Raw genomic sequence first — 25232 nt, 5'->3', positions numbered from 1 at the left:
CTGCCGCACGATGCGGCCGATGTCCTTCCCATGCTGAGCCTGACCACGGTCGCGATCGCCAGCCTGGCCTGGCTGGCGTTGATGTTCGGGGCCGCGCTGTATGCCGAGCGCCGGCCCACCGCATGGGCCCGCCACTGGCGCCACGTCTACGCGTTGTCGCTGGCGGTGCACTGTACGTCCTGGACGTTCTACGGCACCGTCACCCAGGCCGCGCGCTATGGCTGGCCGCTGCCGCCGACGTTCCTCGGCGCGATCCTGTTCTACGCGCTTGCGGTCGGCTTCATGGTCAGGCTGGTCCGGCTGGCGCGCGAGACCAACGCGACCTCGCTGGCCGACCTGATCGCGACGCGGCTGGGCAAGGACGCGTGGCTGGCAGCGACCGTGACCCTGGTCGCGGCGCTCGGGCTGGTGCCGTACATCGCGTTGCAGCTGAAGGCGGTCGCGATGAGCTTCTCCATGCTGACCATACGTGCGCCGGACGCCTCGACGCTGCCGGCCTGGCAGGACAGCGCGCTGTACGTCGCACTGGCTATGGCGCTGTTCGCGATGCTGTTCGGTACCCGCCGGGCGAGCGCGGCCGAGCACAACCGCGGGCTGGTGCTGGCGATGGCGTTCGAGTCGCTGTTCAAGCTGGCGGCGATGCTGGCGATCGGCGCCTTCGTCTGGTTCGGGCTGGACGGCTGGCCCGAGGCGCTGCCGGCGGCGCCGGTGCCGGTCCCCGAAGCCTCGCCCGGTGGCGGTTTCGTGCCGCTGGTGCTGCTTGGCGCGCTGGCGATGTTCATCCTGCCGCACCAGTTCCACGTCGGCGTGGTCGAGTGCCGCAACGAGCGCGACGTGCACACCGCGCGCTGGCTGTTTCCGCTGTACCTGGTGCTGATCGCGCTGCCGGTGCTGCCGCTGGCCCGGGCCGGAGCGGCCCTGCTGGGCGGCAGCGGAGTGCCGTCGGATTTGTACGTGCTGGCGTTGCCGTTGTCGCAGGGGCAGCACGGGCTGGCGCTGGTCGCCTTCCTGGGCGGGCTCAGCGCGGCCACCGGCATGGTCGTGGTCAGTACCCTGACTCTGAGCCTGATGATCGGCAACCACTGGTTCGCGCCGGGCCTGCTGCGCGGCGCCTGGTCGCGCAACGACGGCAGCGACCTGCGCGGCCGGGTGCTGGCGCTGCGCCGGATCGGCATCGTGGTGATCATGCTGCTGGCCTGGGGCTACAGCCGGCTGGTCGCCAGCAGCGACGCGCTGGCCGACGTCGGCGCGGTGTCGTTCTCGGCGCTGGCCACGCTGGCGCCGGCGCTCGCGTTCGCGGTGTGGCGGCCGCAGACGCCGCCGCGTGCGGCGGTCGTCGGCGTGCTTTCCGGGTTCGCGGTCTGGGCCTGGGTGCTGCTGGTGCCGATGTTCCTGTCCGCGCGCGGATTGTCGCCCGGCTGGCTCGAGACGGGCCCGCTGGGTTGGCGCTGGCTGTCGCCGGACGGGCTGTTCGGACTGACCGGATGGAGCCGGCTCGCGCGCGCTGTCGGCGCCAGCCTGTTCGCCGGCACGCTGGCTACCCTGCTGGCCGCGGTGCTGCGCCGCGAGGCGCCGCGCTCGACCCGGCGTGGACTGGATGCCAAGACCCTTCGCGATGCCGGTCTGCGTTTCCTGCCGCGCGAGCGCGTCGAGCAGTTGCTGGGCGACGCCCCTGCGACCGGCGCGGTGCCGGCCGGAGTCGAAGCGGACCTGGAGCGCGAGCTCGCCGCGGTGCTGGGTTCGGCCTCGGCGCGCGTGCTGCTCGACGCCGCCCGCCGTGAGGCCGGCCGTGCGCTCGACACCGTCGCCCAGATCGTCGGCGAGGCCTCGGCCGACCTGCGCTTCAACCAGCGCGTGCTCGAGGCTGCGCTGCACAACATGAGCCAGGGCATCAGCGTCGTCGATGCCGACCTGCGGCTGGTCGCCTGGAACCGCCGCTATGCCGAGCTGTTCGGCTTTCCCGACGAACTGCTGCAGGTCGGCCGGCCGATCGCCGACCTTGCCCGCTGGGCGATGAAGCAGGTGCCGCCGGAAGGCGACCTCGAGCGTGCGCTGGAACGGCGGCTGGCCTACATGCGGGCCGGTACCGTGCACCTGAGCGAGCGCGTGCTTCCGGGAGGTGGCCCCGCCGAGGACACGATCATCGAGATCCGCGGCAACCCGATGCCCGGCGGCGGCTTCGTCGCGACGTTCACCGATGTCACCGCGTTCCGCCGCGCCGAGGCCGGCCTGATCCAGGCCAACGAGACCCTCGAGCAGCGCGTGGCCGAACGCACCACCGACCTGGAGGCGGCGAAGCGCGACGCCGAGCGCGCGAACGAGGCCAAGAGCCGCTTCCTCGCCGCGGTCGGCCACGACCTGATGCAGCCGCTGCATGCCGCGCAGCTGTTCGCCGACGCGCTCGAGCAGCAATTGGAACCGGCCCGGCGCGAAACCGCACGCCAGATCATCGGTGCACTGGATTCCACCGGCGACCTGCTGACCGGGCTGCTCGACATGTCGAAGCTGGAAGCCGGCGGGCTGGTGCCACAGCCACGCGATTTCCCGCTGTCCGAGGTGCTGGAGCCGCTGGCATCGGAGTTCGGCGCGATCGCGGCCGACCGTGACCTGCGCTTCCGCTTCGTCGGCAGCGACGCCTGGGTGCACAGCGACCCGCAGCTGTTGCGGCGGGTGCTGCAGAACTTCCTCGCCAACGCGGTCCGCTACACCGCCACCGGCAGCGTGCTGCTGGGCGTGCGCCGCGATCGCGATGGCCTGCGCGTCGAGGTGCACGACACCGGCCCCGGCATCGCGCCATCGCAGCAGCGGGTGATCTTCGAGGAGTTCCGCCGCGGTGCCGACGCGCCGGGGCAGGGACTCGGGCTCGGGCTGTCGATCGCCGACCGCATCGCGCAGCTGCTGCACGTGCCGCTCGGCCTGCGCAGCACGCCGGGGCGCGGCGCGGTGTTCTCGGTGCGGGTGATGCGGGTCGCGGGGCCCGCCAACGCCGGCGGCGCGGTCGTTGCCGATGGCGCCGGCAGGGCGGGATTGGAAGTGCTGGTCGTCGACAACGATCCGCAGGCATTGGCCGCACTGTCCAAGGTGCTCGACGGCTGGGGGTACCGGGTCTGCGCCGCGGGCGATGGTGAAACCGCGGCGGCGATGCTGCGGAGCCGCACGCCGTCGCTGTGGCTGTTCGACTATCACCTCGACGACGGCGATACCGGCGTGGCCCTGGCCGAGCGTCTGGGCCAGCGCTTCGGCACCCGCCCGACCCTGATCCTCAGCGCCGATGGCGGCGGCGAGGTACGCCGCGCCGTGCACGAGGCCGGGTTGCCGTTGATCGCCAAGCCGATCAAGCCGCTGGCATTGAAATCGGTACTGGACCGGTTGCTGGCCGCACGCGGTGCGCGGGTGCCGGCGGTCTAGCCGCTTGCCCGAAGGGCCTGCGTCCGGGGTAGCGAATCCGCCTGCACCTTGTCCCCTCCGCTGCGTCATCGTCGCGCGGGCTGCCGGGCACCTGCCACCCGATCGATGCCGGGGCGTCGATGACGTCCGGAAACGGCGAGCCGTCGCTTCCTCCTGCGGCAACGCTGTCGTCGTTCTCCATCGACCGAGTAAGTCAGATGCCCTGTGAGCCGCACGCATTCCCGCTAGACTCGACCGCCAGTCCACACCGGAAGAACCGACCGATGAAGCGTGCACTGATGGCCCTGCTGTTGTTTTCCTGCGGCGCCTTCGCACAGGAAACCGCGCCGGCACCGGCGGCACGGCCCGTGTTCGACATCCACGTCCATCTGCACGACGGTGGCGAGTCGCTGCGCGCGTACAAGGCCGATGCCGAATCGGCCCGAGTGGAGCTGGCGGGGATCGGAGTGATGTGGTTCGGCGGTCCGAACCAGGCGCCGGCGGGCGACCCCGACGACATCCGCGCGCGCAACGACGCGCTGATCGAGCTGGCGGCCGAGCACCCGGGGGCGATGCCGATCGGCACCGTGCATCCCTACGACGGCCAGGCGGCACTGGACGAGCTGGAGCGGATCGCCGGTCGTGGCGTCAAAGTGATCAAGCTGCATGCCCATACCCAGCAGTTCGACGTGACCGATCCGCGGTTGCTGGCGCTGGTGCGCAAGGCCGGCGAGCTGGACATGGTCGTGCTGATGGACAACGCCAACATCGTCGCCGGCGACAGCGAGAACCTGTTCACCCTGGCAATACGGGCGCAGCAGACGAAGTTCGTGTTCGCCCATGCCGGAGGCCTCAACTTCCGTTTCTGGAACATCCTGCCGCTGGCGCGCACCGCCGAGGGCCTGGAGCTCGAGAACGTCTATTTCGACATCTCCGGGACCGTGCTGCTGGCCGCCGACTCGCCGATCGAGAAGGAATTTCTCTGGACCCTGCGCAACGTCGGCATCGACAGCCTGATCCTGGGGTCGGACTATCCACAGATATCGCTGGCCCGGACGCTGGAAGCCTTCGAGAAGCTGGATCTCACCGAGGAGGAGAAGACAAAGATCCGCAGCGGCAACGCTCGCCGGCTGTTCGATCTTTAGGAGGGCTCCGGCCCTCTTCGATGGCCGGAGCAGGCCGGCTCAGCCGGCACGGCCGCACAGCAGGTGGAAGTCGGGCGACGGTCTCGCCGTTGTTGCCGGTGACCGTTTCGTGGTGGTCGTGGGCCTGGACGTCGACGAAGCCGGCGATGTCCAGCAACCGCTCCACCATTTCGCGCTCGTACAGGGTGAAGCCGAACGGTACGAACGGCAGGTCGCGCATGAACCCGGGGTCGCCGAAAACGATGCAGAAGCTGCCGCCGGGCTTGAGTATGCGCTTGATCGCCGCGAGGTGGCGTTGCGGCCGTTCCCAGAAGTACAGCGTGTTCACCGCCAGCGCGCGATCGAAACTGCCCGGCGCGAACGGCAGATCGTCGGAGCTGCCACGCAGGAAGCGGGCGCGTCCCTGCGCGACCAGCCCTGCATGGCGCCGTTGCGCGGCAGCGACCATGTCGCCGGACCAGTCGACGCCGGTGTAGTGCGTACCGGGCCGGCGCAGGGCGTCCGGCGCGAAGGCGGCATTGCCGGGACCGATCTCCAGCACTGCGTCGCCGGACTGGATGTCGAGCACGCCGATCGCCCTCACGGTCAGTGGACCGTTGGCCTCGTTCATGCGGTCGGCGACTTCCACGGCATGCTCGCCGCTGGGACAACGCAGTTGCGCCGCCAGTTGTTCGGGCGTCAAGTGCGTTCCCGTCGGTGACCGGCCGCTGATGATCGGCGCGCGGCCGCGCCGTGTCCAGCGAGGCTTTTCCACAACCGGTGTGGACCGGTGGTTCGCAAAGCTGTGGACAAGTGGCCGCAGGCCCGGCTCTGCCGAGGCTGCGGACGGTCTGGCGAAAAAATCGCCAGCTGCTCAGTCCTGAAGCTGTCGCGACGGGTCGGCCAGCTCCAGTTCGCGGAGCACGACGCCGGCCTGGGTGCGGTTGCGCACGCCCAGACGCTCGAAGATCGCCGAAAGATGCGCCTTGACCGTGCGTTCCTGGACATCGAGACGGTCGGCGATCTGCTTGTTGAGCAGGCCCTGCGCGACCAGGGTCAGCACGCGGAACTGCTGCGGCGAAAGGCTGGCCAGGCGCGCGGCGAGGTCGGCGTCGGCGCGGGTGCTCTCGGTGCGCGCGACCGCCCCGCGCAGCGACGCCGGCAGCCACTGCTCGCAGGCCAGCACCGCACGGATCGCGTCGCGCAGCTCGTCCAGGCCGGCGCTTTTGGGCAGGTAGCCGGCGGCACCGTGGTCGAGCGCACGCCGCACAACGCGAGGGTCGTCATTGGCCGAGACCACCACCACGGCGACGCCCGGATACTGGGCGCGGATCGCGGCCAGTCCGGCCAGGCCGTGATTGCCCGGCATGTGCAGGTCGAGCAGCACCAGGTCGGTGTCCGGAGCGTCGTCGAGCGCAGACAGCACCGCCTCTAGGGTGTCGGCCTCGCGTACCTGCGCGCCGGCGACGGCATCGGCCGCGGCCTGGCGGAGCGCGGCCCGGAACAGCGGGTGGTCGTCGGCGATGAGCAAACTGGACATCGGGGCGGATCGGGCTCCGGGCCAGGCCCGGCAACGCCGCCAGCCTAGCAGGCCGGTGCGTCTTCCGGAGGTCGCATCCGCTCGTACCTAAGTACGATGGGAACCGCGTCGCCCCTTGCTAGGCTGAGTGGCATGAACATGCCCATACTTCGTGCCGTCGTGCAGACGTCGGCTCTCGCGCTGGCCCTGTCCGCTTGCGCGACGACCGGCGCATCCTCCGACCGGGATCCGAACATGCCGGCCTCCACTGCCGCGACCAGCCCCTTCAGCGAAATGCGGGTGACCGAGCACCGTGACGGCGACGACCTGCTCACCGCCGGCCTGGGCCTCGGCGGATTGCGTGCGATGGCGCCCCCGGTGTTCGCCGATCCGGCCCGCCCGACCGCGGCCGAACTGCGTCGCCGCGCGATCTGGAGCAACTGGCGCGGGATCGCCGACCTGGCTCCGGGCGGCGGCTACGGAGAGCTGTACGGCAGCACCGCCGACGTGCCCGGGCGCGAGTACAGCGCATTCGCGCGCGTCGACGGCGCGCGCCAGCCGCACCGCGTGCTGGTGCAGGTCCCCGACGGTTTCGATGCCGGCAAGCGCTGCGTGGTGGTGACCGCCTCGTCGGGCTCGCGCGGCATCTACGGCGCGATCGCGGTCGCCGCTGGGTGGGGTTTGCCGAAGGGATGTGCGATCGCCTATACCGACAAGGGAGCCGGCACCGACTACTTCGATCTCGACAGCGGCCAGGGTGTGAGCGCGGACGGTACCGTGGCCGCGGCCGGTGCCGCCGGGCTGGCGTTCGCGCCGGACGCGCCGGCTACCGGCGCCGGCGCCGGTGAAGTGCGCGGGATCGCGGCCAAGCACGCCCACTCGCAGGACAATCCCGAGGCCGACTGGGGCCGCCATGTCCGCCAGGCCGCCGAGTTCGCGTTGCACGCGCTCGACCAGGCGCGGCCGGGCGAGGGACCGTTCACCTTCGACAACACCCGGGTGATCGCGGTCGGCATCTCCAACGGCGGCGGCGCGGTGCTGCGCGCGGCCGAGGCCGATGGCAGTGGTTCCGATGGCTGGCTCGATGCGGTCGTCGCCGGCGAACCGAACATCGACGCCGAGGGTGGACGCAGCCTGTATGACTTCGCGACCGAGGCGGCTTTGCTGATGCCGTGCGCGCTGCTGGATCCGGCGCTGGCCCCGTTGCCGCAACCGCCATTGGCGGCGCAGATCGGCGCTACGGCACTGGCGCGCTGCGGACGTCTGCAGGACGCCGGGCTGGTCGACGGTGCCGATCCCAGCGCCCAGGCGGTCGATGCGCATCGCCGGCTCAACGCCAGCGGCTGGAGCGACGAGGCGCTGCGGGCGGGCGCGGCGTCGGCCGGCTTCGACCTGTGGCGCGCGATCGCGGTCACCTATGCGTCGGCCTACGGCCGTTATGCCCCCGGCGAGCATCCGTGCGGCTTGGCTTTCGCCGCACTCGACGGCAGCCAGACGCCACGCCCGGCCAGCGATGCCGAGCGTGCGGCGTGGTGGGCCGACGGCAGCGGCATTCCGCCGGGTGCCGGTGTCGGCATCGCCGAGACGTCGATCGCGGCGATCGACCCGCACCTGCCCGGACTGACCTGCCTGCGCAAGCTATGGACGGGCGACGGCGACGCCGCCGGACGCGTGCGCAAGGGCGTTGCCGAGATCCGCGCCGGTGCCCCGCGCGCAGGCCTGCCGGTGATCGTGATCCACGGCACCGACGACGGCCTGATCCCGATGGCGTTCAGCAGCCGCCCCTATGTGGCGATGGCGCGTGCGGCCGGTCGCGACGTGCGCTTCTGGCGGGTGCGCCACGCACAGCATTTCGACGCCTTCCTCGGGTTGCCGGATTACGCGGCCCGCTACGTGCCGCTGCTGCCCTATGTCCATGCGGCGCTGGATCGGGTCGATGCGCATCTGGAGAGCGGCGCACCACTGCCGGCGGATGCGCTGATCGAAACCACGCCGCGGGGTTCCGGCCAGCCGCTGACCGCCGCGCACCTGGCGATGCCGAGATAGGGCCGGTCGGGGTCGCCGGGCGCCAACGAGACGACAGGCGCCCCGGTCGGCCCTTCCGCTCCGGTCGTTCGATCGAGGCGACCCGCGCCGTCAGCGACGCCGTGAGCCGGGAAGGGCCTGGCGGTCCGGAACGTGCGCCGCCGCCGGTGTCGTCAAGGCATCACTTCACGCAACCAGCGCTCCAGTCGGCCCTGCAGGCGCATCACCTCGCGCTGAAGCCGCCCGCTCCAGCCGCGTGGAGGCTCCTGGCGCGGCTGAGACGGTGAGGGCCGTGACGAGGGAGGCGGCGTAGCCGGCCGGGGCGATGCTGGCCGCGGCGGGCGCGGCGATGCCGGTCGCGGGCGGCTTCCCGCGACAGGAGCGGCCACCGCCGCCGGCGCCGCGGCCACGGCCATGCCGACCGGGGCGAGATCGGTGCCCTTCATCAGGCCCAATGGCGTGTAGCCGCCGTAGCCGGGGAAAACCGCACCCAGGTTCGGGTTGCGCATCCGCCGGATCAGGATCTCCGACAGCACCCGGCGATGGTCGGTGGTGACCGGTACGTCGCCGTAGTAGGGCGACAGCACCTGAGGATCCAGGCCGAGCCAGTTGCCGTAGAGGCGCCGTCCGTTGACGGTGCCGCCCATCACCAGCATCGGGTTGCCGTAGCCGTGGTCGGTGCCGCGGTTGGCGTTCTCGCGCACGCGCCGACCGAATTCCGACTGCACGACCGTGGTCACCCGCGACAGGTGACCGCTCGCCGCGAGGGTGCGGTTGAACGCGCTCAATGCCTGCGACAGCTCCTGGATCTTGTTCTGGAAATAGTGATAGCCGCTGCCTGCGGTGCCCTGGCCCTCGTGCGTGTCCCAGCCGCCCAGGTCGACGGTCGCGTAGCGCAGGCCGAGATTCATCTGGATCGACTGCGCGACGGTCCACAGCTGGCGCGCGAACGCGGTCGTCGGCCAGTCGGCGGGCAGGGCGCCGTAGGGCTGCTGGGCGATCACCCGCAGCGCCCGTTCGGCGCGGGCGCCGTGCTGCTCCAGGCCGGTCGCGCCTGGCGACCACATCGATTCCAGCACGTCATTGACGCCGACCAGCCCGGCCGGCGAGTTGTCGCGGGCCCGCTGCCAGGACCACGCGCCGGCATTGAGCTCGAAGTCGCCCGGGCTGCTCATCGTCAGCGCGCTGGTGCTGCCGTTGAAGTTGGCCGGCTGACGGCTGTTCACCGCCAGTCCGGGCAGCGGCGGGGTGCCGCCGATGCCGGGCTGGGTGGCCAGCGCACGCGCCAGCCAGCCGCTGCCGATGCCCTGCTGGCCCGGCGTGCCTAGGTCGATCGACAGTTGCGCGTCGAAGTGACTGCGGGTCACCGAGGTCAACAGGCCGCAGCACTGCACGATCGCGAGCAGACCGTCGTTCCACAGGTCGCGCAGGCCGCTGGCGGCGGGGTGCAGTCCGAAACCGGTGGCGCTGCCGGTGGCGAGCGTCAGTGGCAGCGCGCCGTATGTGCCGCTGGCGGCGATCGCCAGGTCCGGGCGCGCCTGCTCGTAGTGCACGCGGTCTTCGCCGGCGACCGGGATCACCACGTTGAGCCCGTCCATGCCACCGCGCAGGAACACCGACACCACGGTGTCGTGGCCGTTGGCGGCATGCGCGCTGCCGGAGAAGAACAGCCCCGGTCCGACCGCGCCGATCGCCGAGGCGGCGGCGCAGCCCTTGAGGAAACGGCGACGGCTTTCTTCGATCGTATTCATCGTCGCCTCCTCAACGGCTCAGGAACTCGGGGGACATCAGGATCAGCGAGACCATGCTGCGCAACCGTTCCTGGTTGTAGTGGTTCTTCAGGTCGTTGCCGGCCCAGGCATTGGTATCGGCGATCACGTGGCTGGCTGGGTCGCCGTTCTGCGCCATGAAGCCGATCAGGGTCTGCCGGCGCGCGTTGCCCGGCCTGCGTCCGAGCAGGCGGTTGCACCAGTAGTCGACCAGCCGGGTCGCGGTCCACTGCGAAACCTGGCTGCGGCTGATCGCGAGGATCGGCAGTACCGGCGCGTCGTTGTCCTTGGCCTCGGTCAGCCAGTTCAGCAGCTTCCATCCCATCGCCAGGCTGTTGGCGCCCGACCAGGCCAGCTCGGTGTCCGGGTAGCCGTTCGGCGCGGGCCACGCGTAGGGCTCGTGACCGGTGAAGCCGAGCCGCCACATGAACGTATCGGACGTGCCGTTGTCCAGGCGCAGCGTCCAGTCGCTGCCGGTCGCGCGCATCGCCGCGACGATCGCCTCGAACGGGCGCCGGCTCTTCTGGCCCCACGCGTTGAACATCGCGGTCGAGGTCAGGACGTGGCGCAGCACCCGCTCGATCTGGTCCGCGGACCGCCAGTGCTGGCGGAATACCTGCGCGGCGCTGTGCACCAGCGAGGCGGGCGGGTCGTCGTCGACGAAGCGCCGGATCAGCTTGCCGCAGACGAAGCGCGCGACTGCCGGATGGCTGGCGAGCCGGTCGAGGATGTCGCGGCCGTCCTTCATCGCCGGCTGTTCCGGGTTCAGCAGCCGTCCGAGCACGAACTTGGGGCCGGCGTCGTGCCAGGACTGGCGATAAACGAAGGTGCCGTCGTTGTCGTCGGGGAATTCCCAGTGCCCGTTCTTCAGGCTCCAGCCGGTGAAGGCGGAGGAAGTCTCGTAGACGTCGATGTCGGTGTAGCCGGACGGATAATCGGGATCGACCGGATCCGGCGGCACCTGGAACGGGTCCATGAAACCGAGGTAGTTCTCCGCGCCCAGCGTGTGCAGTTCGAGCAGCTCGCGCGCCCAGTTCTCGTTCGGGCCGGCGCGGGTGTTGGAGACATTGTCGAGGTAGTACAGCATCGCCGGGCTGGTCGCGACCGCTTCGAGCATCGCGCGGAAGTTGCCCAGCGCATGCCGGCGGATCACGTCGCGGTCGTAGTGCACGTAGACCGGCCCCGCCGAATAGTCGCCGGCGGTGACGTTGAAGTGGTCGTGCCAGAAGTTGACCACGACCTCGCGCAGCTGGCGCCTGGAATAGGTCGCACGCACGAAAGCGGCGCGCTGCACTTCCCACGCGGGCCGCATGCGCACCGAGTATTCGGGATTGCCGAGCACGTGTTCGCTCCACAGCCGGGTGAGCGGCTTGTCGAGCGTGCCGTAGCCGGCGCCGGAGAGCCGGCTCTCCAGCGCGCTGTCGTCGATCGCGGTCCAGTCCAGCTGCCAGTCGACGTAGTTGGCCAGACGCTCGGCATCGTTGTCGCCCAGCGCATTGAACTCGGCCAGGCTCTGCGGCGTGATGCCGTAGCTGAGGTTGGACAGCATCCGCACCGCGAACGGTGCCCGCGCCAGCGTCAGCAGCTGCGGCGGCGAGCTGCGCGCGATCCTGCGACGGCCCTCGTAGGGCGCCGCGGTCGACGTCGGACCGCCGGCGTTGTCGCCCAGATGGGCCTGGGTCGCGATCCGCAGACCGTCGCCATAGCGGCGGGCGAGGAATCCGGCGTCCGCGCGGAGCGCCGGTGCAGGCGACGGCGACGGCGACGGTGCGGGAATGGCAGGGCGGACGTCGGCGACCGCCGGTTCGCGGTCCGGACGGGGCGCGCGGTCGTCGCGCAGGCCCTGCAGGACCTTCTCGAGCATGGACATCGGTGCGTTTCCCCAGTGAACGTGTATCCGACTCCGCGACTATAGCGGTGCCCGGCAGGCCCGCCGTGCCGGCTTTCACAGAACATGATCTGACCGTCCTGGCGATGCGGTGATCGCCGCTTCCAGCCACGGATCGCAGGAGTCTTGCAGCATTGCGGCAACATTTGGCACGCTGGCGCCGAGGGCCGATCCGGCCGCATGCACGATGGTCCCGATGCCGCGCCATTTCTCGATGCTCCGCGAGTTCCACCTCGCGGACTGGTTCACGCTCTCCAACGCGATCTGCGGCACGGGCGCGGTATTCGCCTCGATGCGCTACCTGCAGAGCGGACAGTTGCGTGATCTGCTGGTCGGGATGGCGCTGATCCCGCTGGCGTTCGTGTTCGATGCGCTCGACGGCCGCATCGCGCGCTGGCGCAAGTCGGCATCGACCCTGGGGCGCGAACTCGACTCGCTGGCCGACATCATCTCGTTCGGCGTCGCGCCGGCGGCACTGGCCTATGCATGCGGTCTGCAGGGGGGCTGGGACTGGCTGGTGCTGAGCTATTTCGTCGGCTGCGGGGTGAGCCGGCTGGCCCGCTACAACGTCACCGCCGAGCAGCTGTCCGGCGAGGACGACAAGGTCAGTCACTTCGAGGGCACGCCGATTCCGACCAGTCTGCTGCTGGTCGTGGTGCTGGCGATCGCCGCGTGGCAGGGCGCGACCGGCGCCGACATCTGGCTGGGCGTCGTCCAGCTCGGTCCCTGGCAGCTGCATCCGCTGGTGCTGATGTTCGCGCTGTCGGGCTCGCTGATGATCAGCAAGACCCTGCACATCCCGAAGCCCTGAACCGGCAGTTCCCGCGCTGCCGGCATGGCGCTGGCACGTGGAATGAACATGCGATTGCTATGATCGGCCCCAGTCTTGGAGGGCGCCATGGCAAACAACCCGTTCGGCGGCGATTTCGAGTCGCTAGCGAAGCAGTACTGGAACCAGTGGGGCGAGATGATGCGCACCGGTGCGGCCGTTCCCGACGGCGGGGCGTCGACACGGCCGGGCTCCGCCTCGCCGACCGGCGTTCCCGGCTGGGACGAGGCGATCGGCTGGTGGTCGCAGCTGGCGCGCGGTGCGCAGCCCGACGCCAATGCCGCGGTCGGGCGCTTCGACCGTCAGGCCCGCGACTGGTTCGGCCGCATCCAGCAGCTCGCCGCGGGTTTCGCCGGCCAGAATCCGCCCGTGTCCGAGATCGTGGAAACCTGGAAGCAGATGCTCGGCGGTGGTCAGGCCAATCCGTTCGCCGACGTGTTCGCCAGCATGGGCGGACGCGGCCAGCAGGGCTTCGACCAGTGGATGGAACAGGCGGCGCCGTTCATCGCCGCACTGCAGGGCGAGGGCCGCAACTGGCTGGGGATGCCCGCGTTCGGCTTCAGCCGCGAGCATCAGCAGCGTTGGCAGCGCATCGCCCGGTTGCATCTGGACTACCAGCAGCGCAGCCAGGCCTGCAACGCATTGATGGCCGAGGCCGGCCAGCGTGCCTTCCGGCACTTCGAGCGCAAGCTGGAGGCGCATGCCGAACCCGGCCGCCAACTGGGTTCGGCACGGGCGCTGTTCGACCTGTGGATCGATGCCGCCGAGGAAGCCTACGCCGAGGTCGCGATGTCGGCCCGCTACCGCGAGGACTTCGGCGAGATGGTCAATGCGCAGATGCGCCTGCGCGCGGCGATCCAGCACGAGGTGGAACTGGTCGCCGGGCTGTTCGGAATGCCGTCGCGGACCGAGATCGACTCCGCGCACCGCAAGATCGTCCAGCTCGAGCGCGAGCTGCGGCGACTGCGCGATGCCTGGCAAGCGGAGGCGGCATCCGTTGCCGCGGAGGGGACGACGACACGCAACGTCGCGGGCGCGTCATCGACGGGCCGGGCGGCCCGGCCGCCCGCGAAGAAGACGGCGGCAGGGAAGGTTGCGGCGAAGAAGGCGCCGGTCGGGAAGGCCGCCGCGAAGAAGAAGACCCCGGCCAGCCGCACCGCGAGCAAGGGAGGCCGCTGAGATGGGCCGTATCGACATCAATGCGCCGTTGAACTTCACCGCCGAATCCCTGGCCAGGGAGGCGATGGAGCTGCAGAACAAGCTGCGCGCCGGCCTCGACACGCTGCGCCAGGTCGAGGACGTCAATTACGGGGCGACCGGCAAGGAGGAGGTCTGGCGCGATGGCCGGGTGGTGCTCTACCGCTTCCGCGGCGAGCAACCGCCGACCTCGAAGGTGCCGCTGCTGATCGTCTACGCCCTGGTCAACAGGCCCTACATGACCGACCTGCAGGCCGACAAGTCGATCGTGCGCGGCCTGCTCGAACGCGGCGAGGACGTCTACATCCTCGATTGGGGCTACCCGGACCGTTCCGATCGCTACCTGGAGCTGGAGGACTACATCCAGCGCTTCCTCGGCGGCGCCGTGGACCACCTGCGCCAGGCGAGCGGCCAGGACGCGATCAACCTGCTCGGGATCTGCCAGGGCGGTGCGTTCTCGCTGTGCTACGCGTCGCTGAACCCGGACAAGGTGCGCAACCTGGTGACGATGGTGACGCCGGTCGATTTCCACACCGACGACAACATGCTCTCGCACTGGACCCGCAACATCGACGTCGATCAGTTCGTCGACACCCTCGGCAACGTTCCGGCCGACCTGATGAACTGGTGCTACCTGACGCTGAAGCCGTGGCGGCTGTTCGTGCAGAAGTACGTCGGCCTGGTCGACATCCTCGACAACAAGCAGGCGGTCGAGGACTTCCTGCGGATGGAGAAGTGGATCTTCGACTCGCCCGATCTCGCCGGCGAGGCATTCCGCCAGTTCATCAAGATGTTCTACCAGGGCAACGGGTTCGTGAACGGCGGCATCCGCATCGGCGGTCGCGAGGTCGACCTCGCGCGGATCACCATGCCGGTGCTGAACATCTATGCCCAGCAGGACCATCTGGTGCCGCCAGCCGCGTCGCAGGCGCTCGGTGGACTGGTCGGAACGGCCGACTACACCGAGCATTCCTTCCGCGGCGGCCATATCGGCATCTATGTTTCCAGCCGCGCCCAGCGCGAGGTGCCGGACTCGGTCCACGACTGGCTGCAGGCACGCGGGCCTTGACCGGCGGACGCACGAGGAGCAGGCGCTTGCGGATCGCCGCACTGGCGTGTGTGGCGATGCTTGCGCCGTTGCCCGCCGCGGCCGCATTGTCGCCGGCAAGCGCGGCCGAGATCGAACGACTCATCGCCGTGCTTGGCGCCTCCGGTTGCCAGTTCCAGCGCAATGGCCGCTGGTACGGTCCGGAGCGCGCGCAGTCGCACCTGCGTCGCAAGCTGGACTGGTTGGTCGAGCGTGACATGATCGCGTCGGCCGAGCAGTTCATCGTGCGCGCCGGAACCCAGAGCAGTATCAGCGGACGTGCCTACCAGGTCCGCTGTCCGGGCAAGGAAGCCGAACCCTCCGCGAGCTGGTTGCAACGGGCGCTCGACGCGATCCGCAAACGAACGCCGTCGTCACGTTGACAGTCCGAGACTCGCGCCACTCGGAGTACCAAGGAGCCCCCAGTCATGACCGACAAAGCGCGACCGTTCACGCGGTCCCGACACGACAGGATGATCGCCGGCGTCATGGGCGGTATCGCCCGGCGCTTCGGCTGGAACGCGACCCTGCTGCGGATCGTGTTCGTGATCGTCTCGATCGCATCCGCCGCGTTCCCCGGCATCATCGTGTATCTGATCCTGTGGCTGCTGATGCCGGAAGAAACCGACTGAAGCCTTGCGTCCGAACGTTGCTGCTGGTCCTGGGCGTCGTCTGGACCGCGCCCAACACCGTACTGGGCCTGCTGGCCGGCGCGGTCGGGCTGGCATTCGGCGCCCATGCCCGCCTGCGTCCGCGCGATTGCGCGCTGGTGTTCCAGTGCTGGCCCTGGGGGCCGGGCGGGGCGCTGACCCTCGGCAACGTGATCCTGCATACCGGCACCAGCCTCGATAGCGGCTGCCTGACCTACGCTCATCGTGCCGGCCACGGCGACGAGCCGGGGATCGTCCTGGCCGACCACGAGCGCGCCCACGTATACCAGTACATGGTGCTCGGCCCGCTGTTCCTGCCGCTCTATCTACTGTGCGGCGGCGTCAGCGTGCGCAACCGCTTCGAACGTGCCGCCGACCGGTACGCGCGCAGCGGCCGCGGCTGGTGGCCGTGGTCGCGCGGGGACGGGAGCGGCCGGCGCTAGGGAGAGTTCTGGCCGGCTCCGCCGTCCCTGGTCGGGATCGTGGACAGGGCTGGAGCGAAGCGACGGAGACCGCAGGCACTGGCGCGGCGGTTGTCTTTCTTCAAGGAGCTGAAGGACAGCGGCAAGGCCTATGCGCTTCCCCAACGATGGACCCGTTGGGGGAAGGGAATGGATCGGAGGTCCCCGGCCCCCCGACGCGGTCGTCGCCGCCATGTCGCAGACGGCGCGCGAGCCGCCCGGTGCGGTGCCGCTACAGCACCTCGAGTGTGTCGCCCAGCCGCTTACCGTTCGGGCCGAATCGGCGCTCGAAGAAGGTGATCGCGTCGTCCTCGACCAGCACCACCGTGCTGCAACGGGTGCCGTAACGATCGCCGCTGACGAATGCCGGCGACAGCATCCGTTCCAGTTCCAGGCCAACGCCGGTGTCGGGCAGCTGCCCGTCCGGTGCCGGCGTGGTTTCGGCCAGCGCATCGAGCAGCGGCATCAGGCTGTCGGCGTCGTGACGCTCGCGCGACAACGCCAGCGGGCCATCCAGCCACTCCTGCAGCGCCCGTGTCGCATGCCCGCTTTTCGGCCATGGCGCGTCGAACGCGCCGTTCGACATCGCGTGCAGGCCGGACGTCACGTCCGCGCGGACGAATGCGGGATGGTTGCTGGCGAAGCCGAGGGTTTCGCCATCCCAGATCATCAGGTTGAATCGACCATAGTCCTGCGCTTCGATCGACAGCCTGGCCAGCCAGCCGTCGACGGGCATTCGCGTGGCGGCGAATTCGCGCACCAGGCGCCCGCGCGAGCGCGGCGCGGTGGCCGGGGCGGGGCCGGTGCGGACATTGGTGACCGCGGCCAGACGGCGTCGCGCCGACACCATCAGCCAGCTGCCCCCCTGCAGCAGGTCGCGGCCGCCGTACAGATCGGGATCGACCGGGTCCGGACCTGCGGCGGCGGTCGGGCGCTCGTGGAATTCGTCGCGGTTGGCGATCAACGCCAGCCGGTACCTCGGGTGGGCCTGCCAGGCCACGGCGATCAGACACATGCGCCGATGGTAGGCGAGAACCCGTCAGTCTGCCGGTGCGGCCGGCAGCAAGGCCTGCAGTCCGTCATCGCGTGCGGCCCTGGGCTGCGCGGCCAGCGACTCGACCTGGCTCCTGAACGCCTGCCAGTCGCTGCCGGACTGCCGGAACAGCGTCGCGAACGCCGGCACCCACTGGTCGTACAGCCCCAGCGGCACCAGCTTGGCGTTATCGATCGGCTCCGACACCCAGCGGTCGAAGCGGGGGTCGTCCGGCCAATGCGTCCGCCGCGCCTCCGCATGCCACCGGCGGAACGCCGCGATCGCCGCCGCGCGCCGTTCGCGCATCGCCTCGTGGGTGATCGGCCGCCGGTAGATCGCGGCCAGCCGCTCGCGCAGTGCGAGCGCCCGGCCGATGAATGCCTTCTCGTGCGCGCCCAGTGCCGGGTCGGGCGGCGGCTGGTTGCGCGCCTGCCGCCACTCGCGCAGTCCCTGCCGCTGCACGAAGCTGGCCAGCGACTCGTTGAACGCGGTGTCGTCGCGCAGGTACAGCCACTGGTGGACCAACTCGTGGAACATCACGCCGACCGGGTCGTCCTGGCCGGGCGCGAACATGCTGCTCAGCAGCGGATCGTCGAACCAGCCCAGCGTCGAGTAGGCGGACACGCCGCCGATGTAGGTCTGGTAGCCGAGCCTCTGCAGGCGCCCGGCCTCGCGCCGTGCCTTCGCCGCGTCGAAGTAGCCGCGATAGGCCACGCAACCGGCCACCGGAAAGCAGTGGGTCACCGGCTCGACCGAGAACTCCGGCGCTGCGAACACGTTCCAGGTCACGTAGGGACCCGGCAGTACGACATAGCTTGTGTAGCTGCCATTGCGCGGCAGGCCGAGGCGGTCGGATGCGAATGCCCGGGCATCGTGCAGCTCCCCCAGGCGGCTGCGCAGGGCGGGGTCGGTGGCATCGTCGGCGATCAGCGCTGCGACCGGCTGGCGTTGTGCCATCAGTGCGAGCTGGCCGTGGCCGACATGCGCGTAGTAGCCCAGCGTACGACAGCCGGCGAGCAGCAGCGTCGCCAGCATCGATGCCGCGAGCCAGCCGCCACGGCCGCGCGTGTGCAGAGGACGGGGCGGGGATGCCGGCAGGGCAGTGCGGCATGGCCGGGGGGCGGACGCCGGCCTCCGCAACCGGCCGACGAGCGGTCCCCGTTCATTCACAGGACTGTAACGATGGGCGGGCGTGAGCGGCATAGGATCGGATCACCGGACAGGACGGCGACTCAGGTAAAGCCTGACACAGGCACAAGCCTGCGCAACCTGCCCGGCCAAGAAGGCCCGGCCGACCAAGCGACGGAGACTTGGGAGACCGGGTCTTCTCATTGCCGGCCCTGTGGCCACACCGGGCCCGTTCCGCGCCGGGTCGCCCGCATCCATCCGGGCGGTCCGGCCAGATACGGCTCCTGTCCGGCGCGTTCCACCTGCATCTCGACACCGGCGCAGCCATGACCGCTGGGAGGTGATGTAGTGGGGGACGGCGGCATCCGCCACGTTCCCGCGCCACCGGCACTCGGCTATACTGCCGGGCCGCGCCGGAGTGGCGGAACTGGTAGACGCAGCGGATTCAAAATCCGCCGGCCTAAAAACCTTGTGGGTTCGAGTCCCACCTCCGGTACCATTGATGCGGCCATTCGGTGATGTCGGATCAGGCGTATCAGGCCCCGGGCGCTGATCGTGGGGTCATGCGGGCTCATAGGCGGCCTCGACGTGGTGCTGCAACTGGTGCGCGAGCATGTCGCGGCGCACGTGGGAGGACAGGGGGAGCTGCACCTCGGGGTCGGGGATCGCGCTCGGCGAAAGCGTGCGGACCGCCTCCAGGTTGCAGACGAAGACGTGACCGCAGTGAAAGTTGCGGCAGGCGTAGGTGACCTCGCGGTACACCGGCGTCAGGACGCGACTGCTGCGGATATCGCAGCGCGATTAGCAATGCGGGCAGCGCATGCCCGGCCCCTTCGCGGCGCTCATGCATCGGCCCCCTGTTCGATCACCCCTTCTTTCATGCCCAGCAGCACCGCCGCGCGGTGCGCTTCGCCGCGGCGACCTTTCTTCTGGCCGCTCAGCAGCTGGTAGACGATGCCCGGGCTTAGTCCGTGATCACGGGCAAAGCTCATGATCGTGATGCCTTTCCGCTCGAAGTCCTTGCGGACCTCATCGGCTGACCGGACACGATTGCTCTTCACATGATGCATAGGCTAAAAAGTGTGAAATGGTTCAATTCGGGACAGATGATGTCTCCGTTTGAGAACATTGTCAAGGGGTATTGATTTCAAATGGGAACTTTGGCCGAGAGGCTTAGGGAAGAACGCACTCGCCTCGGGCTTAAGCAAGAAGAGATGGCGGTCGCCGCTGGCCTGAACCGGACCGCACAGATCCGTTACGAAAAGGGCGAACGCGCGCCCGACTCCGACTACCTCACAGCGCTGGCGGGCATCGGCGTGGATGTGTTGTATGTGCTGACCGGTGTTCCGGCCCCAACCCTCAAGACCGATGAGGCCGAGCTGCTGCGTCGCTATCGCGCGGCGCCGCCGGCAGTGCGAACAGCGGTCGCGGCGGCGTTAGGGACCGTGGCGGTCAGCCAGGAGACGGATCCCTCGTTTGCCATCCAGAGCAGTGAGATCGGCAATGTGATGCAGGGCGGCCAGACCATCACCGCACCTCTGACGTTCAACGTCGGCGGCAAAAAAGGGGGGAAGAAGAAGTGACGTACCGCGTCGCTGTCGGCCAATTCGTGTCCGGCAGCATCGTCGCCGGCACCGTCAATATCAACATCACCTGCGGTGCGGCGCCGTGTCATGTCCTATCGGCGCCTGCTGCGAACGCATGCCGTTTCGCTGCGTAGCGGCCGCTCAACATCGACATGGGGAAGCCTTTCAATGAAGCACCGTATCCGAACTGATTCCATCGGCCTGGCGGCGAACTATCGAGTTGCCCGAAGAGCGGAATCCCGCAGTTGCATGCTTTTGTATTGAGTTCGGCGCGATTTTCTCGTCATTACTGAGCGGGCCAACTCAAGTGGGCATGAGGTCGATTACAAGTAAGCTAAGAAAAGAGGAACAAGGATGAGAAGGAGTAAAGTAATTTCGATGTCGGCCCGCGCGTTCATTGCGGTATCTGCCTTCTTTTTGGCGAGCTTCTTCCCAAGCGGTGTCGCACAAGCCGGTGTTACTTGCTATGTGCACTATTCCGACTATTACAGCAATGGCGATAAGATCGCCACCTATTTTGACGGGCGCTCGTGCGAGCGCACTTATGACGGTGGTGTCCGTGGTGGCCGTGGTCATGGAGGAAACGAAGGCGGGCATGGAGGAGGCGGCAGCGAACTCGAGCAGAATGGTGGGATTAAAAACGACAACGGTCTGGCGGTCGCGCCCGCACCGGGTACGACCTGTCCCAAATCCGCGGTCTCTGATGCACCTATAACCAGCGGCAACCCCATCGTGCTTTCAACGGGGAACAAGATCGAGCCCGAGCAAGACTTTGCTACCAGTGGCGAGATGGCCCTGCACCTCAAGCGCACGTACAACCATTACTGGGAAGGCGTGGGCCTGTTCGGCAAGCACTGGGTCAGCAATTTCGATTACTTCCTGACGTTTGGCAGTACTGCGATCAACGCCTGTTTCCCGCGCCCGGGCGGTGGGGCCTGCCAGATCGGCACCAATACGGTCATTTATGCCTGGCGTCCGGACGGCCGGATCATCAAATTCATCAAGGGAACCGATGGCGTCTTCTACGAGGACAAGCCCAGCCCGATCGCCAAGATCGTCAACAACGGCTCCAGCTTCACGCTCTACGCGGAAGACAATCTCGTCGAGACCTACGGCACCACGGGGCGGATCCATGAGGTTGTCAGCGAGCATGGCATCAAATGGACCTACACCTACAACGGCACCTATCCGACACGGGTGACCCATACTTCAGGGCGCTACGTCGAGTTCACCTGGAGCAACGGCCAACTGACGGCGGTGCGTGACCCGGCCGGCAACCAGCACGGCTACAGTTATACGGCCAATCAGTTCGGCACCGGACTGCATCGGTTGGCGGCCAGTGCCCGGCCGGGAACGCCGGCCACAACCATGGCCTATCACTACGAGTACTCCACGTACCCGGGCGCCTTGACCGGCAAGTCTTTCAATGGCGTTCGCTTTTCGACTTTCGCCTACAACTCCTCGGGATATGCCACCCAGAGCAAGCATGGTTCCAACGAGCGCTTCACGTTCGGCTACACGGCCGGGGCGAACGGCCTGCTGACCGTCGTCGAGACCAACCCGCTCGGCAAGAAGACGACGTACACCTTCGAGAACGGCCGGCCGCGGACCATTACGGGGCAGCCCAGTACCTACTGTCCGAGCACGATGTACTCGGAGACGACGTACGACAGCAACGGCTATCCGCAACTCAAATCGGACTTCAACGGCAACGACACGACATTCACCTACAACGCGAAGGGCCAGTTGACCCAGAAGGTCGAGGGCTACGGAACTGCCGCGGCCCGCAAGACGACCTATGCCTGGGATGCGGCCAAGAACCGCATCACGAGCATGACGGTCAGCGGCACTGCCTCGGGCACCAATCACGTCCGCACCAGCTACACCTACACAGCGGACAACCGGGTGGCTTCGGTCACGGTGACCAACCTGTCCGCCAATGGCGTGGCGAATCAATCCCGGACCACGACGTACACGTACACCAAGCACACGAATGGGATGATCGCCACCATCACGGTCGACGGCCCGATCCCTGGCTCCGGCGATGCCGTGGTGAGTGGCTACGACGGCGTCGGCAACCTCATTTGGGTCAAGAACAGCCTGGGTCATATCCGGCGCTACAGCAATCACAATGGTCTGGGGCAGCCAGGCCGCATTACTGACGTCAATGGTGCGGTCACGGACTTCACCTATGACTCGCGCAACCGCGTCACCAAAGTGCGCACTTACTACAACGGTGTGGCCGCCGATACCCTGTACACTTACAACGGCAATGGTGACCTGATCACTGTTAAAACGCCGGACGGTATGGAGACCAAGTCCGAGTACGATTGGAGCCGCCGTCTGACCAGGACGTATATCGACTCGTCCGGAATTCTGGCGGGCGACGGCATCAAGGAAGAGCGCCGGTACACCTACGACTTGGCGAGCAACGTCACGAAGGTGCAGGACTACGCTACTGAGGGGCACTACGAAACCCAGTTCCGTTTTGAGTGTCTGAATCCAAGGGGCGCGCCGCAGAGCGAGTGCAACGAGCCCGAGTACATCCCGGAGCAGGTGTGGGTGGTGTCCCCCGTGCTCAAGTACCAGGCCCTGACCGACTACGACGAGCTGAGCCGACCACGCGCTTCCCGGGGCAACAATGGATCGAGCTCGACCTACACCTACGACGACAACGGCAATATCAAGACGGTGACCGATGCTGCCGGCAAGAAGGTCACGCTGACCTACGATGCGCTGGATCGGGTGGTAGCCTCGACGGACCAGGTCGGAAAGATCACCCGCTTTGAGTACAACGTGGCTGGGCAGCTGACCAAGGTGACGGATCCTCGTGGGCGCGTGACGACATACGTTCGTGATGGATTCGGGCAGATCTGGGCCCAGCACAGTCCGGACACGGGAACCACGATGTTCGAGTACGATGCGGCCGGGCAGATGATGAAAATGACGCGCGCGAATGGCGTGGCCACGACGTTCGGCTACGACAGCCTAGGCCGACTGGTGAACCGGACGACCAACGACAAAGAGCACCGGTTTACCTACGACACCTGCACCAACGGTAAGGGACGCCTATGCCAAGTGTGGGACTGGTACGGCCAACTCGATTACACCTACACACCTGAAGGGCTGCTCGCGACCCAGCATCAGCGGATTGGCGGCACCGCGGGTTTCGACCAGGGCTATGCCTACGACAACATGGGCCGACTGACCGGGATCAGCTACCCTGGTAACGTGTCGGTCGGTTATGGGTACAGCTACGGTCGAGTCAAGGCGGTGACGGCGACGATCAACGGTGTCGCCCACACGCTGGCCAGCAATATCAACTACCGGCCGCTCGGCGCGATGGCTGGATTGACCTATGGCAATGGTCTAACTCATACCCGGACTTTTGACACCGATGGCCGGTTAACCGGCCTGTACACCCAGAATGGCAGCACCAGTGAACATGTGCTGACCTATCTGTACGACGAGGTGGGAAGGATCAGCAAGATCACCAACGGCCTTATCAGCGGGCAAACCCAAAGCCTGACATACGACGCCGTAGGGCGGCTTCTGACTACGGTTGGAGGCAATCCGAGTACGAACCAGTCTTTCAGTTGGGATCCCAATGGCAATCGGCTTGACCAGGTTCGCAATGGAGCGCTGACCAGCCACACCACAGAAACTGCCAGCAATCGGCTGATGAACCTATCGGGCGGGCGCAATCTTGCGCTGCAATACGATGGCAACGGCAACATCATCCAGGAAGGCAGCTTCCGTACCTATACCTACGATGCATTCAACCGACTGGATACGGTGACGAAGGGAGGCGTCAAGACGACCTATGTGTTCAACGCGTTGGGCCAAAGGGTCTACAAGACCCAAGGAGCGCCAAAGAATACGTTCTACATCTACGGGCCTGGCGGCCAGTTGGTGGCCGAGAAGGGCGGTGTAACCAGCGGCGGTACGCATCATTGGCGGCACTATGTCTGGCTGGGTGGGGAACTCCTTGGGTTTATCGACGATGCTGCAAGCAAGCACTACGTGCATAACGACCATCTGGGCCGGCCTGAACACGTGACCGCCCAGAATAAAGTCCGGGTCTGGCGGGCGAACAACTACGCGTTCGATACGAGTATCCCGCAGAACGACTTGGGGGGCGTGGGTAGCCTGAATATCCGCTTTCCTGGGCAGTACTATGACGCCGAGTCGGGGCTGCATCAAAATGGCTTCCGCGACTATGACCCGTATACCGGTCGCTATATCCAGTCCGACCCGATCGGACTAGCCGGCGGCGCGAATACCTACGCCTATGTGGGCGGGAATCCGGTCAGCAAGATAGATCCTGCTGGCCTAAAGGCAAAGTGCGAATGCACCGGCAACGGCGTTTCGATCAACATACCAATTGAGTTTAAGGGAGACGCTGTAACTCCTGAGATAGTAGCCACGATCATTTCGACTATTGAATCCACGTGGTCCGCTCCAGGTTTCCAAGTGACAGTCACCCAAGCAAAAGGCTGGAGAGCAAACAAGATCACTCTCGTTTCCGGTACGGGAGTGTCACATGTTGTGGGTGACAGCAGGGGAACTTGGTACACCGCAAGCGATCCATGGACTTATGCTCATGAGGCTGGTCATTTGATGAAATTCAAGTTCCAAGGGCGCTACGACATGTACGACATCACATCGACTAATCCGCGAACCAGTACCCCTGTCCCTGGCTGGGAGGGAAACATCATGGGTGATTACATGGGTGCTGTTGACGATCGGGTTCGGGATGCCATTAAGGCCGCACTTGACTGTGATTGAGGTGAATCATGAAAAAATTTCTACTTCTTATCTGCATGCTTTCTAGTGCCTGCAGCACCACAGTGATTGGCGAAAGTCATTGGGTGGATCCGTCGATAAAAATCGTCCCGACTGAGCAAAATCGAGTCGAGGATTCTCGAATGGTGATTCCAAACTCAGCTGAATTGGTTAATCTATTAAGGCTTTTGGATTCAGCGCCAGTGATTAAGTTAAACGCACAGCAATTGGCGAACGAAGTTCCACGCTTGTCCGGCATGGAGGGTGATTTCTATGTGGTGCGTGCGGTGAAGGACAGTTCCGCAGGTGTTTACTCAGCCTTTCAAGAGGGCGAATCCATAGTCGTCCTGTATAGCCATTTTGGCGAGTGCGGAAAACTTGAGAGAAGCGCGATTCTTGTCCGTGCTGACGGACGCAATCTTACGCGCGTGTATGGTGGTTGCTCCGGAGCAAGGTGAATCGTCACAGATTATCAAGACGGTGGCCGGCACCGCCGGCAAGGGATCACGATGACGTAGGACGCACTGGATCGGGTGGTGGCTTCGACGAGCCAGGTCGGAAAGATCACTTGGTATGAGTACAACAACAAGCTGTCAGTCGCCTGCGGTCGTTTCAAGTTCAAGCTGCGTGGTGTACCCGACGTCCCCCCGGTTTTGAGTAGCGCGGCGATTTGGAGTCCAATCCCTACCCTGAAGGAGATTGGACGTGAAAAAGCGCTTTACCGAAGAACAAATCATCGGCTTTCTACGTGAAGCCGAGGCCGG

At 67.0% G+C, this 25232-nt stretch carries 20 protein-coding genes and 1 tRNA gene; 13 read left to right on the top strand and 8 right to left on the bottom strand.

Annotated features, from left to right (window positions below):
• Positions 1–30: 30 nt before the first annotated feature.
• Together L3V18_RS15190 and L3V18_RS15185 are read left to right on the top strand one after the other, a co-directional pair.
• The gene (locus tag L3V18_RS15190; protein ID WP_237055992.1) at positions 31–3408 is read left to right on the top strand and encodes a hybrid sensor histidine kinase/response regulator; all 3378 of its coding nucleotides are present in this window, start codon (positions 31–33) and stop codon (positions 3406–3408) included.
• A gap of 263 nt (positions 3409–3671) precedes the next feature.
• Positions 3672–4532, top strand: a complete 861-nt coding sequence (locus tag L3V18_RS15185) for an amidohydrolase family protein (RefSeq protein WP_237055990.1) — start codon at positions 3672–3674, stop codon at positions 4530–4532.
• Here L3V18_RS15185 and L3V18_RS15180 read toward each other — a convergent pair.
• Together L3V18_RS15180 and L3V18_RS15175 are read right to left on the bottom strand one after the other, a co-directional pair.
• Complete coding sequence (locus L3V18_RS15180) at positions 4471–5214, bottom strand: class I SAM-dependent methyltransferase (protein ID WP_237055989.1); 744 nt, start codon at positions 5212–5214, stop codon at positions 4471–4473. The two genes, L3V18_RS15185 and L3V18_RS15180, sit on opposite strands and share 62 nt — an antisense overlap.
• A gap of 171 nt (positions 5215–5385) precedes the next feature.
• Positions 5386–6051: a response regulator transcription factor gene (locus tag L3V18_RS15175; protein WP_237055988.1), complete on the bottom strand. Its 666-nt coding sequence runs from the start codon at positions 6049–6051 to the stop codon at positions 5386–5388.
• 234 nt (positions 6052–6285) lie between these two features.
• Between L3V18_RS15175 and L3V18_RS15170 the strand changes: the two genes are divergently transcribed.
• Positions 6286–8076 (top strand): D-(-)-3-hydroxybutyrate oligomer hydrolase, encoded by a 1791-nt coding sequence (locus L3V18_RS15170; protein WP_237055987.1) that lies wholly within the window; start codon positions 6286–6288, stop codon positions 8074–8076.
• Positions 8077–8228: 152 nt separating this feature from the next.
• Here the strand turns inward: L3V18_RS15170 and L3V18_RS15165 are convergent, their stop codons facing one another.
• Both L3V18_RS15165 and L3V18_RS15160 read right to left on the bottom strand, forming a co-directional pair.
• Positions 8229–9806: a DUF1501 domain-containing protein gene (locus tag L3V18_RS15165; RefSeq protein WP_237055986.1), complete on the bottom strand. Its 1578-nt coding sequence runs from the start codon at positions 9804–9806 to the stop codon at positions 8229–8231.
• Positions 9807–9816: 10 nt separating this feature from the next.
• On the bottom strand, positions 9817–11694 hold the full coding sequence (locus L3V18_RS15160) for a DUF1800 domain-containing protein (RefSeq protein WP_237055985.1): 1878 nt from the start codon (positions 11692–11694) through the stop codon (positions 9817–9819).
• A gap of 214 nt (positions 11695–11908) precedes the next feature.
• On the opposite strand from L3V18_RS15160, the gene L3V18_RS15155 reads away from it, so the two are divergent.
• The 6 genes from L3V18_RS15155 to L3V18_RS15130 all read left to right on the top strand — a co-directional run bounded on the left by L3V18_RS15155 (position 11909) and on the right by L3V18_RS15130 (position 15918).
• Entirely contained in the window at positions 11909–12523 is a 615-nt protein-coding gene (locus tag L3V18_RS15155; RefSeq protein WP_237055984.1) for a CDP-alcohol phosphatidyltransferase family protein, read from the top strand.
• An 87-nt stretch (positions 12524–12610) separates the two neighbouring features.
• Positions 12611–13720 carry a class III poly(R)-hydroxyalkanoic acid synthase subunit PhaE gene (phaE, locus tag L3V18_RS15150; RefSeq protein WP_237055983.1) on the top strand — a complete coding sequence of 370 codons (1110 nt, stop codon included), beginning with the start codon at positions 12611–12613 and terminating at the stop codon, positions 13718–13720.
• A 16-nt stretch (positions 13721–13736) separates the two neighbouring features.
• Positions 13737–14807 carry a class III poly(R)-hydroxyalkanoic acid synthase subunit PhaC gene (locus L3V18_RS15145; protein WP_237056012.1) on the top strand — a complete coding sequence of 357 codons (1071 nt, stop codon included), beginning with the start codon at positions 13737–13739 and terminating at the stop codon, positions 14805–14807.
• A 26-nt stretch (positions 14808–14833) separates the two neighbouring features.
• Complete coding sequence (locus L3V18_RS15140) at positions 14834–15208, top strand: DUF5329 family protein (RefSeq protein WP_237055982.1); 375 nt, start codon at positions 14834–14836, stop codon at positions 15206–15208.
• A 45-nt stretch (positions 15209–15253) separates the two neighbouring features.
• Complete coding sequence (locus L3V18_RS15135; protein ID WP_237055980.1) at positions 15254–15457, top strand: PspC domain-containing protein; 204 nt, start codon at positions 15254–15256, stop codon at positions 15455–15457.
• Positions 15458–15474: 17 nt separating this feature from the next.
• Complete coding sequence (locus tag L3V18_RS15130; protein ID WP_237055978.1) at positions 15475–15918, top strand: hypothetical protein; 444 nt, start codon at positions 15475–15477, stop codon at positions 15916–15918.
• 250 nt (positions 15919–16168) lie between these two features.
• On the opposite strand, the gene L3V18_RS15125 is transcribed toward L3V18_RS15130, so the two are convergent.
• On the bottom strand, positions 16169–16951 hold the full coding sequence (locus L3V18_RS15125; RefSeq protein WP_237055977.1) for an NRDE family protein: 783 nt from the start codon (positions 16949–16951) through the stop codon (positions 16169–16171).
• 24 nt (positions 16952–16975) lie between these two features.
• Entirely contained in the window at positions 16976–18004 is a 1029-nt protein-coding gene (locus L3V18_RS15120; RefSeq protein WP_237055976.1) for an aminopeptidase, read from the bottom strand.
• A gap of 505 nt (positions 18005–18509) precedes the next feature.
• Between L3V18_RS15120 and L3V18_RS15115 the strand changes: the two genes are divergently transcribed.
• Positions 18510–18596, top strand: a tRNA-Leu gene (locus tag L3V18_RS15115).
• A 62-nt stretch (positions 18597–18658) separates the two neighbouring features.
• Here the strand turns inward: L3V18_RS15115 and L3V18_RS15110 are convergent.
• Together L3V18_RS15110 and L3V18_RS15105 are read right to left on the bottom strand one after the other, a co-directional pair.
• Positions 18659–18886 (bottom strand): ogr/Delta-like zinc finger family protein, encoded by a 228-nt coding sequence (locus tag L3V18_RS15110; RefSeq protein ID WP_343226347.1) that lies wholly within the window; start codon positions 18884–18886, stop codon positions 18659–18661.
• A gap of 53 nt (positions 18887–18939) precedes the next feature.
• Positions 18940–19158 carry a DNA-binding protein gene (locus L3V18_RS15105; protein ID WP_237055974.1) on the bottom strand — a complete coding sequence of 73 codons (219 nt, stop codon included), beginning with the start codon at positions 19156–19158 and terminating at the stop codon, positions 18940–18942.
• A 90-nt stretch (positions 19159–19248) separates the two neighbouring features.
• Between L3V18_RS15105 and L3V18_RS15100 the strand changes: the two genes are divergently transcribed.
• The 3 genes from L3V18_RS15100 (at position 19249) to L3V18_RS15090 (ending at position 24926) form a co-directional block, all read left to right on the top strand.
• Positions 19249–19680: a helix-turn-helix domain-containing protein gene (locus L3V18_RS15100; protein WP_255784026.1), complete on the top strand. Its 432-nt coding sequence runs from the start codon at positions 19249–19251 to the stop codon at positions 19678–19680.
• Positions 19681–20061: 381 nt separating this feature from the next.
• Positions 20062–24471, top strand: coding sequence for an RHS repeat-associated core domain-containing protein (locus tag L3V18_RS15095; protein WP_237055972.1), 4410 nt, complete (start codon positions 20062–20064; stop codon positions 24469–24471).
• Between the two features lie 8 nt (positions 24472–24479).
• The gene (locus L3V18_RS15090) at positions 24480–24926 is read left to right on the top strand and encodes a hypothetical protein (protein WP_237055970.1); all 447 of its coding nucleotides are present in this window, start codon (positions 24480–24482) and stop codon (positions 24924–24926) included.
• The last annotated feature ends 306 nt before the right edge of the window (positions 24927–25232 follow it).

This window comes from Marilutibacter chinensis (assembly GCF_021725675.1).
GTDB classification, from domain to species: domain Bacteria; phylum Pseudomonadota; class Gammaproteobacteria; order Xanthomonadales; family Xanthomonadaceae; genus Marilutibacter; species Marilutibacter chinensis.
This window is presented reverse-complemented; position numbering and strand designations above follow the sequence as displayed.

Coding starts and splice junctions, on each gene's coding strand:
- L3V18_RS15100 (WP_255784026.1), top strand. CDS start 19,249: ATGGGAACTTTGGCCGAGAGGCTTAGGGAAGAACGCACTCGCCTCGGG.
- L3V18_RS15095 (WP_237055972.1), top strand. CDS start 20,062: ATGTCGGCCCGCGCGTTCATTGCGGTATCTGCCTTCTTTTTGGCGAGC.
- L3V18_RS15155 (WP_237055984.1), top strand. CDS start 11,909: ATGCCGCGCCATTTCTCGATGCTCCGCGAGTTCCACCTCGCGGACTGG.
- L3V18_RS15165 (WP_237055986.1), bottom strand. CDS start 9,806: ATGAATACGATCGAAGAAAGCCGTCGCCGTTTCCTCAAGGGCTGCGCC.
- L3V18_RS15090 (WP_237055970.1), top strand. CDS start 24,480: ATGAAAAAATTTCTACTTCTTATCTGCATGCTTTCTAGTGCCTGCAGC.
- L3V18_RS15125 (WP_237055977.1), bottom strand. CDS start 16,951: ATGTGTCTGATCGCCGTGGCCTGGCAGGCCCACCCGAGGTACCGGCTG.
- L3V18_RS15120 (WP_237055976.1), bottom strand. CDS start 18,004: ATGCTGGCGACGCTGCTGCTCGCCGGCTGTCGTACGCTGGGCTACTAC.
- L3V18_RS15185 (WP_237055990.1), top strand. CDS start 3,672: ATGAAGCGTGCACTGATGGCCCTGCTGTTGTTTTCCTGCGGCGCCTTC.
- L3V18_RS15170 (WP_237055987.1), top strand. CDS start 6,286: ATGCCGGCCTCCACTGCCGCGACCAGCCCCTTCAGCGAAATGCGGGTG.
- L3V18_RS15135 (WP_237055980.1), top strand. CDS start 15,254: ATGACCGACAAAGCGCGACCGTTCACGCGGTCCCGACACGACAGGATG.
- phaE (WP_237055983.1), top strand. CDS start 12,611: ATGGCAAACAACCCGTTCGGCGGCGATTTCGAGTCGCTAGCGAAGCAG.
- L3V18_RS15160 (WP_237055985.1), bottom strand. CDS start 11,694: ATGTCCATGCTCGAGAAGGTCCTGCAGGGCCTGCGCGACGACCGCGCG.
- L3V18_RS15175 (WP_237055988.1), bottom strand. CDS start 6,051: ATGTCCAGTTTGCTCATCGCCGACGACCACCCGCTGTTCCGGGCCGCG.
- L3V18_RS15190 (WP_237055992.1), top strand. CDS start 31: ATGCTGAGCCTGACCACGGTCGCGATCGCCAGCCTGGCCTGGCTGGCG.